This window comes from Arthrobacter sp. AB6 (assembly GCF_031844545.1).
In the GTDB taxonomy this organism is placed as follows: Bacteria; Actinomycetota; Actinomycetes; order Actinomycetales; family Micrococcaceae; genus Arthrobacter.
This window is the reverse complement of sequence record NZ_JAUZVL010000005.1, coordinates 167,905-184,143: the sequence shown is the minus strand read 5'-3', so window position 1 is coordinate 184,143 and position 16,239 is coordinate 167,905. Positions and strand designations below refer to the sequence as shown.

General features: G+C 65.7%; 15 protein-coding genes. 9 read left to right on the top strand and 6 right to left on the bottom strand.

Annotation, left to right across the window (positions count from 1 at the left end; all coding sequences use genetic code 11):
• Positions 1–97 precede the first annotated feature (97 nt).
• Together Q9R30_RS06130 and Q9R30_RS06125 are read left to right on the top strand one after the other, a co-directional pair.
• Positions 98–1,570 (top strand): DUF222 domain-containing protein, encoded by a 1,473-nt coding sequence (locus Q9R30_RS06130; RefSeq protein WP_311217061.1) that lies wholly within the window; start codon positions 98–100, stop codon positions 1,568–1,570.
• A gap of 188 nt (positions 1,571–1,758) precedes the next feature.
• Positions 1,759–1,971 (top strand): hypothetical protein, encoded by a 213-nt coding sequence (locus Q9R30_RS06125; RefSeq protein WP_311217060.1) that lies wholly within the window; start codon positions 1,759–1,761, stop codon positions 1,969–1,971.
• Positions 1,972–2,069: 98 nt separating this feature from the next.
• On the opposite strand, the gene Q9R30_RS06120 is transcribed toward Q9R30_RS06125, so the two are convergent.
• The 3 genes from Q9R30_RS06120 to Q9R30_RS06110 form a co-directional block, all read right to left on the bottom strand.
• A complete protein-coding gene (locus Q9R30_RS06120) occupies positions 2,070–4,424 on the bottom strand; it encodes an FdhF/YdeP family oxidoreductase (RefSeq protein WP_311217059.1) in 2,355 nt (784 codons plus the stop codon).
• A gap of 112 nt (positions 4,425–4,536) precedes the next feature.
• Positions 4,537–5,157: an MBL fold metallo-hydrolase gene (locus Q9R30_RS06115; RefSeq protein ID WP_104996396.1), complete on the bottom strand. Its 621-nt coding sequence runs from the start codon at positions 5,155–5,157 to the stop codon at positions 4,537–4,539.
• Entirely contained in the window at positions 5,157–6,257 is a 1,101-nt protein-coding gene (locus Q9R30_RS06110; RefSeq protein ID WP_104996397.1) for an S-(hydroxymethyl)mycothiol dehydrogenase, read from the bottom strand. The genes Q9R30_RS06115 and Q9R30_RS06110 overlap by 1 nt, the downstream gene beginning before the upstream one ends.
• A gap of 474 nt (positions 6,258–6,731) precedes the next feature.
• Here Q9R30_RS06110 and Q9R30_RS06105 point away from each other — a divergent pair, with 474 nt between their 5' ends.
• The 6 genes from Q9R30_RS06105 to Q9R30_RS06080 all read left to right on the top strand — a co-directional run bounded on the left by Q9R30_RS06105 (position 6,732) and on the right by Q9R30_RS06080 (position 12,535).
• Positions 6,732–8,102, top strand: a complete 1,371-nt coding sequence (locus Q9R30_RS06105) for an MFS transporter (RefSeq protein WP_311217058.1) — start codon at positions 6,732–6,734, stop codon at positions 8,100–8,102.
• 61 nt (positions 8,103–8,163) lie between these two features.
• Complete coding sequence (locus Q9R30_RS06100; protein ID WP_311217057.1) at positions 8,164–9,417, top strand: aminopeptidase P family protein; 1,254 nt, start codon at positions 8,164–8,166, stop codon at positions 9,415–9,417.
• Positions 9,418–9,499: 82 nt separating this feature from the next.
• Positions 9,500–10,339 (top strand): IclR family transcriptional regulator, encoded by an 840-nt coding sequence (locus Q9R30_RS06095; RefSeq protein ID WP_104999560.1) that lies wholly within the window; start codon positions 9,500–9,502, stop codon positions 10,337–10,339.
• A 131-nt stretch (positions 10,340–10,470) separates the two neighbouring features.
• On the top strand, positions 10,471–11,289 hold the full coding sequence (locus Q9R30_RS06090) for an HAD family hydrolase (protein ID WP_104996400.1): 819 nt from the start codon (positions 10,471–10,473) through the stop codon (positions 11,287–11,289).
• Positions 11,290–11,409: 120 nt separating this feature from the next.
• A complete protein-coding gene (locus Q9R30_RS06085; RefSeq protein WP_104999561.1) occupies positions 11,410–11,658 on the top strand; it encodes a hypothetical protein in 249 nt (82 codons plus the stop codon).
• A 73-nt stretch (positions 11,659–11,731) separates the two neighbouring features.
• Positions 11,732–12,535, top strand: a complete 804-nt coding sequence (locus Q9R30_RS06080; RefSeq protein WP_234005480.1) for a glycerophosphodiester phosphodiesterase — start codon at positions 11,732–11,734, stop codon at positions 12,533–12,535.
• A 19-nt stretch (positions 12,536–12,554) separates the two neighbouring features.
• Here the strand turns inward: Q9R30_RS06080 and Q9R30_RS06075 are convergent, their stop codons facing one another.
• On the bottom strand, positions 12,555–12,983 hold the full coding sequence (locus tag Q9R30_RS06075; RefSeq protein WP_311217056.1) for a hypothetical protein: 429 nt from the start codon (positions 12,981–12,983) through the stop codon (positions 12,555–12,557).
• 139 nt (positions 12,984–13,122) lie between these two features.
• Here Q9R30_RS06075 and Q9R30_RS06070 point away from each other — a divergent pair, with 139 nt between their 5' ends.
• Positions 13,123–13,389, top strand: coding sequence for a DUF6480 family protein (locus Q9R30_RS06070; protein WP_104996403.1), 267 nt, complete (start codon positions 13,123–13,125; stop codon positions 13,387–13,389).
• A gap of 75 nt (positions 13,390–13,464) precedes the next feature.
• Here the strand turns inward: Q9R30_RS06070 and Q9R30_RS06065 are convergent, their stop codons facing one another.
• Positions 13,465–14,526 carry an EAL domain-containing protein gene (locus tag Q9R30_RS06065; RefSeq protein WP_311217055.1) on the bottom strand — a complete coding sequence of 354 codons (1,062 nt, stop codon included), beginning with the start codon at positions 14,524–14,526 and terminating at the stop codon, positions 13,465–13,467.
• Between the two features lie 165 nt (positions 14,527–14,691).
• Positions 14,692–16,233, bottom strand: coding sequence for a bifunctional diguanylate cyclase/phosphodiesterase (locus Q9R30_RS06060; RefSeq protein WP_104996404.1), 1,542 nt, complete (start codon positions 16,231–16,233; stop codon positions 14,692–14,694).
• Positions 16,234–16,239 lie beyond the last annotated feature (6 nt).

The window sequence follows — 16,239 nt, the reverse complement described above, 5'->3', positions numbered from 1 at the left end:
GCTCTCAACCGGGGGCTGCCAGATTGGCAGCTCCCGGTTTTCCGCGTGCCCGCTCCTTCCCCGCAAAAATGTCACACCCTCCCACCATGATGGGTATATGGGGAAAGCGGCGGTGGTGAAGGCGTTTGAGGACATCAATGCCGCTCTTGCCGTGCTCAATGCGGAGGCTGATGGGTGCGGTTCCGAGCTGTTCTCGGCTGCTGATCCCTTGGCCGGGCTGGCCGATGGCTGCTTGGACATCCTTGCCGGGGCCGCCGGCGTCCAGGCCCGAATCGCTGGATTGGTGGCCAACGCTGCAGGGACATACGCCAATACTGCACGGGCGGCCGCTCCTTCGGACATGCCCGCCCAGGCGCTCGAAATGGCTATCGCCGCGGAGATCAGCTCTGTCATGGCCATCGGTGACCGGGCGGCGGGCGCCCTGCTGGCCCGGTCCCACGCCCTGGCCACCTCCCTGCCCCGCACGTTTGCAGCCCTTCACAACGGGACAATCTCGTGGCAGCACGCCACAGTCATGGTGGACGAGGCCGCCACCCTTGACCCCGCCGGGGCAGCCGCCCTGGAAGCCCGCTTCCTGGACCCGGACACACCAAGACCAGCCACGGCCGCCCCGATCGGCGAGATGCCCGCCTACCGGTTCCGGGCCAAAGCCCGGACCTGGCGGGAACGCCACCACTCCGACTCCATCGAAAAACGCCACGCCAGGGGTATGGCTGACCGGCGGGTCGAATACCGGCCCGACCAGGACGGCATGGCCTGGCTCTCCGCCTACCTGCCCGCGGACCAGGCGTCCGCGGTCTGGAACCGGCTCACCGCCATCTCCCGGGGGATGCAGGGACCGGACGAGGCCCGCACCCTGACCCAGCTCCGGGCCGACACCTTCGCCGAAGCGGTCCTCAACGCAGGGCTCCTCACCAGCGGCAACACCAGCGGAGGCAGCGGGACTGCCTCGCCCCGGGCCGAGGTCCTGGTCACCGTGCCCGTGTTCTCCCTGCTGGGCCTCACCGGGGAACCGGCCATGCTGGACGGGTACGGGCCCATCCCGGCGTCCATGGCCCGGGATCTCGTCGCCGGCGGTGCGAACTCTTTCTACCGGGTGCTGGTGGACCCGCGGGACGGGGCGCCGCTGGAAATCGGCCGTACCAGCTACCGGGTGAGCAAGGCGATGCGGAACTGGCTCAGGCTAAGGGACGGCAAATGCCCCTTCCCCGGCTGCAGCAACAACTCCCTCGACAACGAAGCCGACCACCTCCTCGCCTGGCACAAAGGCGGCACCACCGGCGTATCGAACCTCGGCCAGCCCTGCCCGAAACACCACAAACTCCGGCACACCAGCGCCTGGAAACCCACACCAGCCACCAAGGACGAACCACCCGGCTGGACCTCACCCACCGGCCGCCACTACACAAGCGAACACCAGGACTGGGAACCACCACGCTGGCCCCAACAATCAGGGTCCGTGACTAGCGAATCAGAAGCCGTGACCGGCGGGCCGCCGGACTATGCCTACCTCGGGCTGTCCCCGGGAGAAGAAGCCCTTGAGCGGTTCCTGCACGCCCCGCCCGCCTGAACGGACACGGACCCTGCCTGAGTTCTGAAAGCCGGACCAAGCGGGGCTCACCCCCGTGCCCCGGGTGTCATGCGCTCATCTGCCGCTGCGCTGCGCTGCACTGCGCTGCAACTGCGCCGCCGTGCGCCGCCTTGCACCTGCGCCGCCCTGCCCTTGCCGTTGCTTCCTGCCAGTGCTTGGCTGTTGGGATGGCTGATGAAGAGATTTCCAAGAACGTTCCTTCCGACGAGCACCTGCGGAAGGATGTCGCGCCCGACGCTGCGGAAGAACCTCAAGGTTCCAGCGGCTTTACGCCCGGGCAGACCAACGCCGGGCAGCAGGTGGCTGGGCTGGCATCGGCCGGCGGCTACGGCAAGGACCTGGATTCCGAGGCCGAGCCTGACGGCACCAACCCGGTGTAGGCACTAACCAAAGAAATGGCGACGGCGACACCCGGCACGTGCCGAATGTCGCCGTCGTCGTAATGCTCGGCTGGGACCCCTCGCAGGGCAGCGGGGGACTACAGCGCTGCGGCCGGCTCCAGTTCCTCTGAAGAAACGTGGGCGGCGTCTTCGGCACGGTGCGGTTCAAAGCGGACGAACATGGCTTTGAAGCCGGGGGTATTGGAGACGCGGGCCACGTTTTCCTTGTGGACCAGGGCGTTGGCCTCGGGGAAGTACGCGGCGGCGCAGCCCTTGGCTGTGGGGTAGGCCACCAGCCGGAACTTGTCCGCTTTCCGGTCGTGGCCGCGGAAGGTGCTGACCACGTCCACCAGGTCCCGGTCCTCGAAGCCGAGCTCGGCCAGGTCTTCGGGGTGGATGAGGATGACGCGGCGGCCGCCGGAGATGCCGCGGTAGCGGTCGTCCAGGCCGTAGTAGGTGGTGTTGTACTGGTCGTGGCTGCGGATGGTCTGCAGCACCAGGTGCCCGTCCGGCGGGGTGAGGTACTCCAGCGGGCTGACCGTGAACCGGCCGCGGCCAATGTCGGTCTTGAAGGAACGGGTGTCGCGCGGCGGGTTGGGCAGCACGAACCCGTTCTTGGTGCGGACCCGGGCGTTGAAATCCTCGAAGCCGGGCAGGACGCGGGCAATGTGGTCGCGGATCACGTCGTAGTCTTCGGCCATGGCCTTCCAGTCCACGGAATGGTCCGGGCCGAAAGTGGCTTCGGCCATGCGGGCCACGATGACCGGTTCGGAGAGCAGGTGCTCGGAGACAGGCTTCAGCCTGCCCTGGGTGGAGTGGACCACGGACATGGAGTCCTCCACGGACAGGAACTGGGCGCCGTTCGGGTGTTTGTCGTCCTTGTCCGTCCGGCCCAGCGTGGGCAGGATCAGAGACGTGCGGCCGTGGACGATGTGGGAGCGGTTGGGCTTGGTGGAAATGTGCACCGTCAGTCCGATCCGCTGCATCCCGGCTTCCAGCGTTTCCGTGTCGGAACAGGCCAGCGAAAAGTTCCCGCCCATGGACACAAACACGTCCACCTCGTCGCGTTCGAAGGCTTCCATGGCTTCGACGGCGTCGTAGCCGTGGTGCCGCGGGGAAGTGATCCCGAACTCCGTATCCAACGCCTCGAGGAGCCATTCCTTGGGTTTTTCCCAGATGCCCATGGTCCTGTCGCCCTGGACGTTGGAGTGCCCGCGGACGGGGCAGGCGCCGGCGCCGGGCTTGCCGAAGTTGCCCTGCAGGAGCAGGACGTTGACCATTTCCTTGATGGTGTCCACCGAATGCGGCTGCTGCGTGACGCCCAGGGCCCAGCAGAAGATGGTGGCCTTGGACTTGATGAGCATCCCGGCCACGGTTTCGATCTGTTCGCGGGAGAGGCCGGTGGCCTTCTCGGTCTCCGCCCAGTCCAGCTCCCGGCGGGCCTGGCGGTAGGCATCGAACCCGTCCGTCTGCGCCTCCACGAAGGAACGGTCGACGACGGTCCCCGGGTTGCGCTCTTCCTCGGCCAGCAGCAGGTGGCCGAGCGCCTGGAAGAGGGCGAGGTCCCCGCCCACCTTGATCTGCAGGTACTCATCGGCCAGGGGCGTGCCGCCGCCCACCACGCCGGAGACGGTCTGCGGGTCCTTGAAGTTGAACAGGCCGGCCTCGGGCAGCGGGTTGACCGCCACTACCTTGCCGCCCTTGTCCTTGCATTCCTTAAGCGCGGACAGCATACGGGGATGGTTGGTTCCGGGGTTCTGCCCCACGACGAAGATCAGCTCGGAATCATGGATGTCATCCAGCGAGACGGTGCCCTTGCCGATGCCGATCGTGGGATTCAGGGCCGAACCCGAGGACTCGTGGCACATGTTGGAGCAGTCCGGCAGGTTGTTCGTGCCGATGGCCCGTGCGTAGAGCTGGTACATGAACGCGGTCTCGTTCGCGGTGCGCCCGGAGGTGTAGAAGACGCAGCGGTCCGGAGTTGAAGCCCGGACGTGTTCTCCGATCAGCTCGAATGCCTCGGCCCACGAGATCGGCGAGTAGTGGGTCTCGCCGGCCCGGATCACCATCGGCTCACTCAGCCGGCCCTGGTTGCCCAACCAGTACTCGGTCTTGGTAGAGAGCTCGGCGATGGAGTGCTTTGCCCAGAATTCGGCACCCACGGTGCGGAGGGTGTTCTCCTCGGCCACGGCCTTGGCGCCGTTCTCGCAGAACTCGGCCGCCTTGCGCTTCTTGTCCGATTCCGGCCACGCACAGCCGGGGCAGTCGAAGCCGCCGCGCTGGTTCAGCCGCAGCAGCGAGTGGGCCGTACGCGCCACCCCGGCCTGGGCCACGGCGCGCTCCAGTGCCACCATCACGGCCTTGACGCCCGCTGCCTCTGCCTTGGGTTTGTGGACCTCGAGGTTGTCCTCATTGATGTCCGCGACGGGGGCGGGCTGTTTCCCGAACTTCATTGTCCCAACTTCCTTACCGGCATTCTTGGTGTTTGTTCTGTGTTGCCTGGGCGTCATGAAGGCGCGCCGGCATTCCAGGCGCGCCAGTTGGCACCTTAGCCGATTTCGACGGCTACTGCGCGATCCCGCCCAGGGTGTCCTGCTCTGCGGCAATGGTGGTGTTGTCGCCGTGGCCGGTGCGGACCACTGTCTCCGGCGGGAGGGTGAGCAGCCGTTCGCGGATGGAGGCCAGGATGGTGGGGTAGTCGCTGTAGGAGCGCCCGGTGGCGCCGGGGCCGCCGTTGAACAGCGTGTCGCCGGTGAAGACGGTCCCTTCGCTCTCCAGGTAGAAGCAGGTGGAGCCGGGGGAGTGCCCGGGGGTGTGGATCGCCCGCAGGGCCGCCCCGCCCACCTCGAAGAGGTCGCCGTCGTTCAGTTCCCGGTCCGGCTTCGTGTCCGGGTAGACCTGTTCCCAAAGGACAAGGTCCTGGGGGTTGAGGTAGATCGGGGCGCCGACGGCGTCAGCGACCTCGCGGGCGGCGCCGATGTGGTCGTTGTGGGCATGGGTCTGCAGGATGGCAAGGACCTTGCGGCCCCGGACCTGGTTGATGATCGCGGACGCATCGTGCGGGGAATCGATGATCACGCATTCTTCGTCGTTGCCCACGATCCAGACGTTGTTGTCCACGTCCCAGGTGCCGCCGTCGAGCGAAAACGTGCCCGAGGTGACCAGGTTTTCGATCCGGACGCCCATCAGGAACCCGCCACCGGCAGTTCGACGACGGAGCGGAGCACTTTGCCTTCGTGCATTTTCTCGAAGGCTTCCTCTACCTGGTCGATGCTGATGCGCTCGGAGACGAAGGCATCCAGGTCCAGGTTGCCCTGCTTGTAGTGGGAGACGAGCATCGGGAAGTCGCGGGAGGGCAGGCAGTCGCCGTACCACGAGGACTTCAGCGATCCGCCCCGGCCAAAGACGTCCAGCAGCGGCAGTTCCAGCTGCATGGCCGGCGTCGGGACGCCCACCAGCACCACGCGGCCGGCGAGGTCGCGGGCGTAGAACGCCTGCTTGTAGGTTTCGGGACGGCCGACGGCGTCAATCACCACATCGGCTCCGTTGCCTCCCGTGAGGGCGCGGATGGCCTCGATGGGATCCTCCTTGCTGGAATCAATGCCGTGCGTGGCGCCCAGCGACTTGGCCATGTCCACCTTGTTCGCGTCAATGTCCACAGCGATGATCGTGGTAGCGCCGGCCAGCTTGGCGCCGGCGATCGCGGCGATGCCCACGCCGCCGCAGCCGATCACCGCTACGGACTCGCCCCGCTTTACCTCGCCGGTGTTGATGGCGGCGCCGATGCCTGCCATCACGCCGCACCCCAGCAGCCCAACGGCGGCAGCATCAACCTCGGGGTCCACTTTGGTGCATTGTCCAGCGGCAACGAGGGTCTTCTCGGCGAAGGCGCCGATGCCCAGGGCAGGGGAGAGCTCGGTGCCGTCCTCGAGCGTCATTTTTTGGGTGGCGTTGGCGGTGTTGAAGCAATACTGCGGCTGGCCCTTGGCACAGGCACGGCATTCACCGCACACGGCGCGCCAGTTCAGGATCACCCGGTCACCGGGGGCGATGGATGTGACACCGTCACCCACGGCGGACACAACACCCGTGGCCTCATGGCCCAGGAGGAAGGGGAAGTCATCGTTGATGCCGCCCTGCTTGTAGTGCAGGTCCGTGTGGCAGACGCCGCAGGTCAGGATATCGACGAGCGCCTCACCCGGGCCCGGATCCGGAACCAGGATGGTCTCCACTGACACCGGAGCGTTCTTTTCCTTGGCTATGACGGCCTTGACTTTGTGAACCATGTTTCCCGTGTTCCTTTCGCTGGGCCGGACGAAGGTCCCGGCCCGACTATCAATTCTAGGAGCTGCGGCTCCTCCGGGCGGCTACCCAAAGGGGTGGGTGCGACCCCCAAAAGGATGGTTTGCTGCCCGCCTAATCCTTCTGGCATCCCTAAATCAATTGCGTATTACACAACATGATGCGTATAGCGCCTATTCGAAATATGTCATTGGGCCTGAAAAGTGTCAACAGAGCACTTGGCTGCGCCGCGCTGCCCACGCCCGCAGGGGCAGCGCAGGCACGTACTGCAACTCTATTGCATTGCGAGCAACGCACCGTGATGGACCCTCAGGACCCAAGCTTTTCGTATTGTCACGCCTCAGCCAGAAGAACAGAGATATCGCACGTGCTGAAAACCCTTGACTGTGGTGGCCGTCACGCCTATTCTGGTGCAACAGCGTTGCGCTGAATGCAACCACAAACACTTTGGTGGATACATGAGTAACGAAACTTCTTCCCCCGCCCGTGAGCGGGATGCTGGCCCGGAGTCGAATGGAAACCCTTCCCTCAACCCCAGGCCTGCTGACAATGCCGTCAGCAAGGAAACACGCCGCCGCGTCATTGCGGCCAGCTTCATCGGCAACTTCGTTGAATGGTTCGACTACGCCGTTTACGGTTACTTGGCCGTCACCATCGCAACAGTCTTCTTCCCGGAATCCGACCCCCAGACCGGGCTTCTGCTGACCTTCGCCCTGTTTGCCATTTCATTCCTGGTGCGCCCGCTCGGCGGGTTCGTCTGGGGCCACATCGGCGACAAGGTTGGCCGGCGGACAGCCCTCTCGCTGTCGATCCTGATAATGTCCGGCGCAACTTTCTGCATCGCGCTGATTCCGGGATACGGCACCATCGGCATCTGGGCGCCCATCCTGCTCCTGGTCATCAGGGTGATCCAGGGCTTCTCTGCCTCGGGCGAGTACGCGGGAGCATCGGCCTTCCTGGTGGAGTACGCCCCCGCCAACAAGCGGGGCCTGTACGCCGCGGTCGTTCCCGCCAGCACCGCAGCCGGCCTGCTCCTCGGTTCACTGATCGCCGGCCTGCTGACCACGCTGCTCGCTGCCGACGCGATGCAGAGCTGGGGCTGGCGGCTGCCGTTCCTCCTGGCCGCCCCGATGGGCCTGATCGGCCGGTACATCCGGACAAAGCTCGAGGACACCCCGGTGTTCCGCGATCTGGAGGCCCACGACCACGCCGCCAAGGCGCCCGTTTCCAGCCTCTTCCGCAACCACTGGCGGCAACTGCTCCAGGCCGTCGGGGCCGTACTGCTCAACGCCGTCGGCTTCTACGTGATCCTCAGCTACATGCCCACCTACCTGTCCTCGGAACTGGGCCTTGGCGAAACCGAATCATTCCTTGCCACAACCATCGCGCTGGTCACGTACATCGGCTTCATCTTCCTCACCGGCATGCTCTCGGACCGGTACGGGCGCAAGAAGGTGCTGATCACCGCATCAGTCGCCTTCATCGTCCTGACCGTTCCCGCGTTCGCACTGCTCGGGACCGGCAACTTCCTGGTGATCGTCCTGGTCCAGATCCTGCTGGGCGCCATGCTCACCCTCAATGACGGAACGCTCCCCAGCTTCCTGGCTGAAATGTTCCCCACCCGGGTCCGCTACAGCGGCTTTGCCGTCAGCTTCAACCTCTCCAACGCGCTGTTCGGCGGCACCGCCCCGTTCATGGCGACGCTCCTCATCGCCGCAACCGCAAACGACCTGGCGCCGGCCTGGTACCTCGTCGCTGCCGCCGTCGTTTCCCTCGTCGCCGTGGCACTCTCCAGGGAAACCTGCAAAGAGCCCCTGCGCCACGAATAGCTTCCGTCCCTACCGAACCACCTGCACATCAGTAAATGCACCAGAGAAAGGCATCGCCACGATGACCATCACCACCGAAAACGCCACCACCGTCGCCGAACTCGAGCGCACCAAGATCCTCAAGAACGGCGAGAAGGTCAGCCTCACGTTCTCCGATGCCGAGTTCGAACGCCGGCTCGCAGGGCTCCGGAGTCTCATGGCAGAGAAGGAACTGGACGCCGTCGTCCTCACCAGCTACCACTCCATCAAGTACTACTCGGACTTCCTGTTCACCACCTTCGGCCGTTCCTACGGCATGGTGGTCACCAAGGATGACACCGTCACCGTTACCGCCAATATCGACGCCGGCATGCCTTGGCGCCGCAGCTACGGCGACAACATCGTCTACACGGACTGGCGCCGGGACAACTACATCTTCGCCATCCAGGAAGTCCTGCGGAGCCGCGGCATCAACCCCCGCCGCCTCGGCGTCGAGGATGATTCGCTCCCGCTGGACAACCGCAACAAGATCCAGGCAGCCTTCCCGTCCGCAGCCCTGGTGGACGTAGCCCAGGCCGCCATGCGCCAGCGCATGATCAAGTCCGCCGAGGAAATCGAAGTCATCAAGCACGGTGCCCGGATCGGTGACCTGGGCGGCGAAGCCATCCGCAACGCCATCACCGCGGGGATCACCGAGTACGAGGTCGCGCTGATCGGCACCGAGGCCATGGTCCACGAGATCGCCCGGACCTTCCCCGACTCCGAAATCCGCGATACCTGGGTCTGGTTCCAGTCCGGCATCAACACCGACGGCGCCCACAACTGGGCCACCACCCGCAAGATCCAGGAACACGACATCCTGTCCCTGAACTGCTTCCCCATGACTTCCGGCTACTACACCGCCCTGGAGCGCACACTGTTCTACGGCGAGCCGGACGCCCGGTCCCTGGAACTGTGGAACATCAACGTGGAAGTCCACAAGCGCGGCCTCGAACTGATCAAACCCGGCGCGGTCTGCAAGGACATCGCCGCCGAACTCAACGAGATCTACGTCGGGTACGGACTCCTGGCCAACCGCACTTTCGGCTACGGACACTCCTTCGGCGTCCTCAGCCACTACTACGGCCGGGAAGCCGGGCTGGAACTCCGCGAGGACATCGACACCGTCCTGGAGCCGGGCATGGTGGTCTCCATGGAACCGATGATCACCGTCCTGGACGGCCAGCCGGGCGCCGGCGGCTACCGCGAACACGACATCCTGGTGGTAGGTGAGGATGGCGCGGAGAACATCACCAAGTTCCCGTTCGGCCCCGAGTACAACATCGTGGGTGCCTAGCCTTCCAGGAACGAAACCCCGGAAGCGGCGCCATCCGAGTGGCGCCGCTTCCGGCCTCCCTTAGGGAATGATGGGTACCACCATGAGTGCAACAGAACCCGAGACCACAGGCAACGGCGACAGCAAGGGCGCGTCCGTCATCGTCAACGCCATCGCCGTCCTTCGGACCTTCTCGGCGGACGAGCCGCTGCTCGGCGTCACCGAAATTGCCAACCGCGTGGGGCTTCACAAAAGCACCGTCTCCAGGATCCTGGCCACCTTTGAACAGGAGCACCTGGTGGAGCGGGACCCGGAGACGCGCCGCTTCCGGCTGGGCCTGGGCTTGATTGCCGTCGCCGGGCCGCTCCTCGCCGAACTTGAGGAGCGCCGCGTCGCCTACCCGGTTCTCCGGGAGCTGTCCGAGCAAACCGGCGAAACCAGCGCGCTCATGGTGTGGAGCGGTGACGAATCCATTTGCGTGGAGCAGATCGCCAGCCACCACCAGATCAAGCACACCACCCCGCTGGGAGCCCGGTACAGCGACGCCCTCAGTTCCTCGGTTCAGGTCTTCCTCGCCCAGGAACCGGAGGAAAGGGTCCGCTCCCTGCTCAGCAGCGGGACGATCAGTTACCCCGGCCTGGACGAATCCAGCCTGGATGCCTACCTGGTCCGGCTGAAGGACGACCTCCGTCGAGGCTGGGCCGTCAACTACGGGGAAACCTCCATCGATGAAGTGGGACTGGCGGCCCCCGTATACGACCACCGCGGTGAGGTGGTGGCTGCCGTCCTCATTCCCGCGCCGCGGTTCAGGGTCTCCGCGGAGCGGCTCCAGGCCTTGGGGGAATCGTGTGCGGCCGCGGCCGCCAAGGTCACTGCACGCCTGGGCGGCAGGCCCCGCGAAGCCTCCGGGCACATCCCCGGCCAGCGGCAGGGCAGACAATAAAGCTTGCAGTTTCAAGTAACCAAAAAGCGGGCAGGCCCGGGCCTCCTGGGCCTGGGCCTGGCTGTCGTCAGTTTCCGGCAGGCCCGCCTACGACGGCGCCAACCCCCAAGGCCGCCACGTAGACTGGCAGGATGCGGTTGGTAGCAAGCGACATTGACGGAACGATCCTCGGCCACGACGGAAAAATCAGCGACCGTACCGTCCGCGCCTTCCACGCTTGCCGGGACGCCGGCGTCGAACTCGTTTTTGTCACCGGCCGTCCGCCGCGCTGGCTGCACCCGCTGCAGGACCGGCTCGGCCACACGGGAACCGTCATCTGCTCCAACGGCGCCGTGGTCTGGGACCTTGAGGCGGACAAGCTGGTCTCTGCCCGCACCTTGACCATCGATGCCGTGCTGGAGGTGCGCCGCGTCATCAAGCGGCTGCGCCCCGCCGCCCTGTTCGCCGCCGAAACGCTGACCGGGTTCCATCTGGAGCCCGGCTTCATCGAAAACGGCTCCAGCGAGCTGCTCTCCGAATTCACCCCGGCGCCGCTTGCCCAAACGCTGGCAGCGGACGACGCCGTGGTGAAGTTCCTGGCCATTGTCCGCGAGGGCACCGCAGATGACTTCCTCGCGGAGGTGGCTCCCGCCGTCGAACACCTCGCGTCCGCCACGCACTCATCGCCGGGCGTGTCCATGCTCGAGCTCGCGGTTCCCGGGGTCAACAAGGCTGTCACCCTGGCCGAATACGCGGCCAGCCTGGGAATCGGCGCCGCGGACGTGGTGGCATTCGGAGACATGCCCAATGACATCGAGATGCTCCGCTGGGCAGGCCAGGGCTACGCCATGGCCAGCGGCCACCCTGAAGCAATCCGCGCGGCAGGGCAGCAGGCCCCGCATTTTGACGACGACGGCGTGGCCCAGGTCCTGGAAGCACGGCTCGCCTCGCTGGGTGTCCACCTGTCCTGATTCCCGCCGGCGACGCCCGCCGCGCCGTTTACACAGCTGGCGCTCACCTCGCGTTCATCTTTGCTCCTTAACGTAGGTGGCGGAGAGCCCAACCTCTCCGATCTGGCACAGGGGGAAGCAATGGGAAGAAAAGCGAAGCTTGGAAATACTGAGGCGCCGCTCCGCGAGGCCGCGCCTGCTCCGCATTGGAAGAAGCTGCGGCAGGGCGACCCCGTCCGCGTCCTCCTGGCCCCGGGTTTTGAAGCCAGCGGCGTGGTGGATGCAGTCACCGCCGACCATGCAGCGGTATGGATCGATTTCGACGGCGGGCGCGGCCGGACGCTGCTGCACTGCAGCGACGGCGTGGACATAGTCCTTCAGGAGGGCTGACCCTGCCGCGTGCGCCCCTGATCGGCCCCGACGCGCGCCGCCGGGCCGGCGTCGTCCGGGGTACGCTCGCATTGTGGCCCTCCCCTTCTTCGTACACGCTGACGCCGACGGGTCGCCGCTGCCCATCGCGATGGCGCACCGTGGATTCTCACGCGAAGGTCTGGAGAACTCGATGGCCGCGTTCCGCGCCGCCGTCGACCTCGGCTACCGGTACCTCGAGACCGATGTCCACACCACAGCTGACGGCGTGGTGTTCCTCTTCCACGATGAGACGCTGGACCGGGTGACGGACGGCAGCGGGAAGGTGTCCGAGCTTCCCGCCCACAGGATGGCCGAGGTGCGGATCGGCGGACGCGAGCCCATCCCGCGGTTCGACGAACTGCTCGTTGAGTTGCCTGACGTAAAGCTGAACGTGGACGTCAAGGACTGGAATTCCGTGCGCAGCGTCGCCGCCGGAATTGAAGAACACCAAGTGCATCACCGGGTGCTGCTGACCAGCTTCTCGGACCGGCGGCGGCGGGCGGTGCTGAAGCTGCTGAGCCAGCCGGTGGCAGCATCCGCCGGAGTGGTTTCAGTGGGCTTGTTCACCGTGCTTGGCCCGCTGCTTCCCGGACCGGTCTTTAGGTGGGGCATGCGCCGGAACCTGCGCGGGGTCCATGCCCTGCAGGTTCCGGTGCGTTACGGCAGGGTGGAAGTGGTGACGCCGGGCTTTGTCCGCCGCGCCCACGCCCTGGGCCTGGTGGTCCATGTCTGGACGGTCAACGATCCCGGTGAGATGCGCCGGCTCCTTGACATGGGCGTGGACGGGCTGGTGACCGACCGCGCGGACCTGCTCCGCGAGGTCCTGATGGAACGCGGGAAGTGGCCGGGCGGCTGAGGTTACCAACCCCCGGCGCCTACCCCCGGCCCGTGCTGGTGGACGGGTCCTGGTCGCCTTCGGAAGGATCCGCCCGCAACTCGTCAGGATTGGACTCGGGGAGCCCCCCGGAGCCTGGGACGCCGCGTTGGGAGGCGGGGGATCCGCCCACTGGTGCGGTCGCATCGCCCGCCAGCCCTCCGTCGTCGTTCGCTTCATCCGTTTCCGCGTCCCCGCCGAAGGGATTCTCCGATACGGGCCCGGGGGCTGCGCCGGTCTTGAGTCCCGGAGCCTTTTCCTTCTCCGCTTCCATCGCGTTGGAGCCCTCGCTCAAGGAGGAGTGCAATTCCACGTCATCGTTGGGATCCGTGGGATCAGGATCATGTGCTTTCTCCGTGGACTTTGATGTCCCTGCCAGATCTTCCATGGCGTTTTCTGCCGCCTTGCCGATGCTGTCGCCGATACCCATGTGCTGCTCCTTCCGACCTTGCGTGCCGGGCAACCCAGCGGATGCCCGGAGCATTACCCTTCCAGAATTATCAGCATGCTTACAATTAGTCCAGAGCCGGGGCAAGGAACCCCGGCCGGGCAGGAAGGACGCATGCACCATGAGCAGCTACCATCCGGAAAATGATCCCGCGAACCCTGACCAGCCGGGCAAGGACCAGCCGGGCCATGAGGAGGCTGGCCAGGCGGGAGCCGGCAGCACCCAGCCCGGGGCCGGTCGGCAGGGGAACGGGGACTCGGCCGGGTCGCCGAATCCGGACCCTGCCGAAGGCAACGTCACCGGCCTGGAGCCGGGCGGGGGAGTGCCTCCCGGCGAGACGCCGCCGGCTGAGGGCCAGATGAGCCGCGACCAGGGCCACAGCGAATAGCGCCGCTGGATGAGGATCCGCCGGGCTGCCCCGGCCTGAGCGGCCGGGCGGCGCCTGCCGGACTACAAGCCTGCGTCAGTGCGGTTCGTTTGTGTGCGGCGTGCCGGCGGCGTGCCCGGGTTCCCCCAGGTGGCGGCTGATCCCGTCCAGGTCCAGCCGGCTGTTCCAGCTGGCCCAGTCCTTGGGCCGGACGGAAGGCCTGCCGAGGAGATAGCCCTGCCCGGCAGTGATTCCCAGTTCGGTGAGGACCTTGAGCTCCCCCACGGTCTCGATGCCTTCAGCCACGAGGGACGTTCCGATCTGCTCCGCAAAATCCACCAGGCATGCGGCCAGGGCGCGCTGGAGGCCGTCCTTGTCAACGTCGCCGATGACGTTCCGGCCCACCTTCAGGAAGTCGGGGCGAAGGTGCACCATGCGGCTCAGCGCTCCAGCCCCGGAATGGGTGTCATCCACTGCGATCCGCAGGCCTTGGTCGCGCAGGGGGTTAATGGCGGCGATGAACTGCGGGTATTCCTCATCCTTGACGGTTTCCGTCAATTCGAGCACCACGCGGCTGACGGGAAGCTCGATGTGCTCGAACAGCTCCGGCAGCCTGGGGTCAAGGCAGGAATCGGGGGAGATGTTGAGGGACACAAACAGGTGCTCGGGAAGCATCTTCGCTGCGGCCGCCGCAGATCCCAGTGCCGAGAACTCGAGGTTCGCTCCCAGACCCACAGCGGCTGCCTCGGCGAACCACAGTTCTGCGGCTGCGCCGTCGTCGCTGACGAACCTGGACAACGCCTCGACTCCCACCACGATCTTCTCTTCCAGTCCGTAGATGGGCTGGAAGGCTGTCATGAGCATCTGGCTCTCAAGCAGGGCGCTGATGCGTGACATACTGCGGATCGCGTCGATTTGCTCCGCCACTTTCGGCGGGACGGCGGGGGCGAGGCGCATCTGCCCGGCAGTCTCCAGCGTTCCCGGCGTATTGGCGTCACTACGCCGGGTTTCAAGGAGGTATTCGAGGAGCGCGCGCTCGGGCACGCCGGGATTTTCATCCAAGCGGGTGCTAAGGCGCTGCCGGACCGCCGCTCCGGCCGGATCCGTGTCCGCCAGCACAGCAGCGATAATTCCCCATGCCTGTATTCGAACCGACATTAGCTACGCCCCCAGTTGACGAAGTAATGACCCAATGGCCCTTTGTTGTTCAATTTGTAAACGCCTTTAAAGTCCGGTGCCCTGTCCAACACTGATTTTCGCGGCGACGAAAACCCACACACCGCATCATGATCGTATATCGCAGGAAACAAATGCGCAGTAGTTTCAGCCTTGCCGCTTTGCGCGCTCCGGCTGTTTCGCCAGTAATTCGGGAATTTGTTCCGGCGGGACCGGCCTGCTGAAGAAATAACCCTGGGCACTGAGGCAACCCAGGCCGCGAAGGAGCTCAGCCTGCTCTGCTGTTTCCACGCCTTCCCACACCGCTTCCAGCCCGCATGCCCGGACCAGCTGCAGGACCGCCGCAATCAGGGCAGGCTGGGTGGGATCGGTTCCCAGCCCGGCGATCAGCGACCGGTCCACCTTGACCCGGTCCACGGGAAGCCGGCGGAGGTAGCTGATGGACGAGTAGCCGGTGCCGAAATCGTCGATCTCGATCCCCACGCCCAAGCCCCGGAGCCCGCCCAGCGAGTACCGGTCAAGATCGTTGCCTTTGACGATTGCAACTTCCGTCAGCTCCAGCACCACTTGGTCGGGCTGAACACCGGTTTCCTTCAGGACACTCCTGACATCCTCGATGAACTGCAGGCTCTGCAGGTCTGTAGCGGAGATATTGATGCGGACGGAGAACCGGCTGTCCACGACGGAGGCCTTGACCCAGTCGCGGAGCTGGCGCACAGCCGCCCGGAGCACCCACAGCCCCAGCTCTGAGATCAGCCCGGCTTCTTCCGCCAGCGGAATGAACTCATCCGGCATGATCAAGCCGCGGGTCGGGTGGTTCCAGCGGACCAGCGCCTCCACGCCCTCGACCCGGCCTGTACCCAGCTCCACCACCGGTTGGTAGTTGAGCGTCAGGCCGTCGCTGCTGATCGCGGCACGCAAATCCTCCACAAGCTGGCTGCGGAGCCTGCGGACCAGCAGTAGTCCCGGCTCAAAGCGGTGCAGCTTGTTCTGGCCTTCCGCCTTGGACGCGTACATGGCGACGTCGGCCTCCATCAGCATGTCCTCCGGCGTCTTGCCCGCCTCACCGGCGCTGAGCCCGATGCTGGCACCGCAACGGACGCTCCGTCCCGGCAGCTCGATGGGCTCACCTACGGCTGCCAGGATGCGGTGGCCCACGAAGCCGGCCTGGTCGGGGGTGGCCGAGGGCAGGACGATGGCGAACTCGTCGCCGCCGAGGCGGGCAACGACGTCGGATTCGCGCACGGCGCCGCGGATTCGTTCCCCCACGGTGATCAGGACGTGGTCACCGGCGGAATGGCCCAGGCTGTCGTTGATGGTCTTGAAGGCGTTCAGGTCCATCATGAGGAGGACAGGGCTTTCGCCCGATTCGGTGTCGGCCTCAAGGGCTGCGTTCAAAGCGTCGATCAGGGCGGAGCGGTTTGCCAGGCCCGTGAGCGGGTCCTGCATGGCCATCTTCTGCATCTCGAGATGTGCCTCATGCAGGAGCTGGGTCCGCACCTGCACCCGCTGCTCAAGCTCCTCGTAGATGATCTGCAGGTCCTCCGCCAGCAGGTTGGTGCCCATAATGATGGCATCGAGCTCATCACGCGCCGGCGAAATCTCGATCCGGGAGGTAAGGTCTCCGGACGCCAGCCGCACGATGCCTTCCAGGAGCCGGGAGAGCCGCGGATCGTTATCCGCAAACATCAAAGT

Coding starts and splice junctions, on each gene's coding strand:
- Q9R30_RS06130 (WP_311217061.1), top strand. CDS start 98: ATGGGGAAAGCGGCGGTGGTGAAGGCGTTTGAGGACATCAATGCCGCT.
- Q9R30_RS06125 (WP_311217060.1), top strand. CDS start 1,759: ATGGCTGATGAAGAGATTTCCAAGAACGTTCCTTCCGACGAGCACCTG.
- Q9R30_RS06120 (WP_311217059.1), bottom strand. CDS start 4,424: ATGAAGTTCGGGAAACAGCCCGCCCCCGTCGCGGACATCAATGAGGAC.
- Q9R30_RS06115 (WP_104996396.1), bottom strand. CDS start 5,157: ATGGGCGTCCGGATCGAAAACCTGGTCACCTCGGGCACGTTTTCGCTC.
- Q9R30_RS06110 (WP_104996397.1), bottom strand. CDS start 6,257: ATGGTTCACAAAGTCAAGGCCGTCATAGCCAAGGAAAAGAACGCTCCG.
- Q9R30_RS06105 (WP_311217058.1), top strand. CDS start 6,732: ATGAGTAACGAAACTTCTTCCCCCGCCCGTGAGCGGGATGCTGGCCCG.
- Q9R30_RS06100 (WP_311217057.1), top strand. CDS start 8,164: ATGACCATCACCACCGAAAACGCCACCACCGTCGCCGAACTCGAGCGC.
- Q9R30_RS06095 (WP_104999560.1), top strand. CDS start 9,500: ATGAGTGCAACAGAACCCGAGACCACAGGCAACGGCGACAGCAAGGGC.
- Q9R30_RS06090 (WP_104996400.1), top strand. CDS start 10,471: ATGCGGTTGGTAGCAAGCGACATTGACGGAACGATCCTCGGCCACGAC.
- Q9R30_RS06085 (WP_104999561.1), top strand. CDS start 11,410: ATGGGAAGAAAAGCGAAGCTTGGAAATACTGAGGCGCCGCTCCGCGAG.
- Q9R30_RS06075 (WP_311217056.1), bottom strand. CDS start 12,983: ATGGGTATCGGCGACAGCATCGGCAAGGCGGCAGAAAACGCCATGGAA.
- Q9R30_RS06070 (WP_104996403.1), top strand. CDS start 13,123: ATGAGCAGCTACCATCCGGAAAATGATCCCGCGAACCCTGACCAGCCG.
- Q9R30_RS06065 (WP_311217055.1), bottom strand. CDS start 14,526: ATGTCGGTTCGAATACAGGCATGGGGAATTATCGCTGCTGTGCTGGCG.
- Q9R30_RS06060 (WP_104996404.1), bottom strand. CDS start 16,233: ATGTTTGCGGATAACGATCCGCGGCTCTCCCGGCTCCTGGAAGGCATC.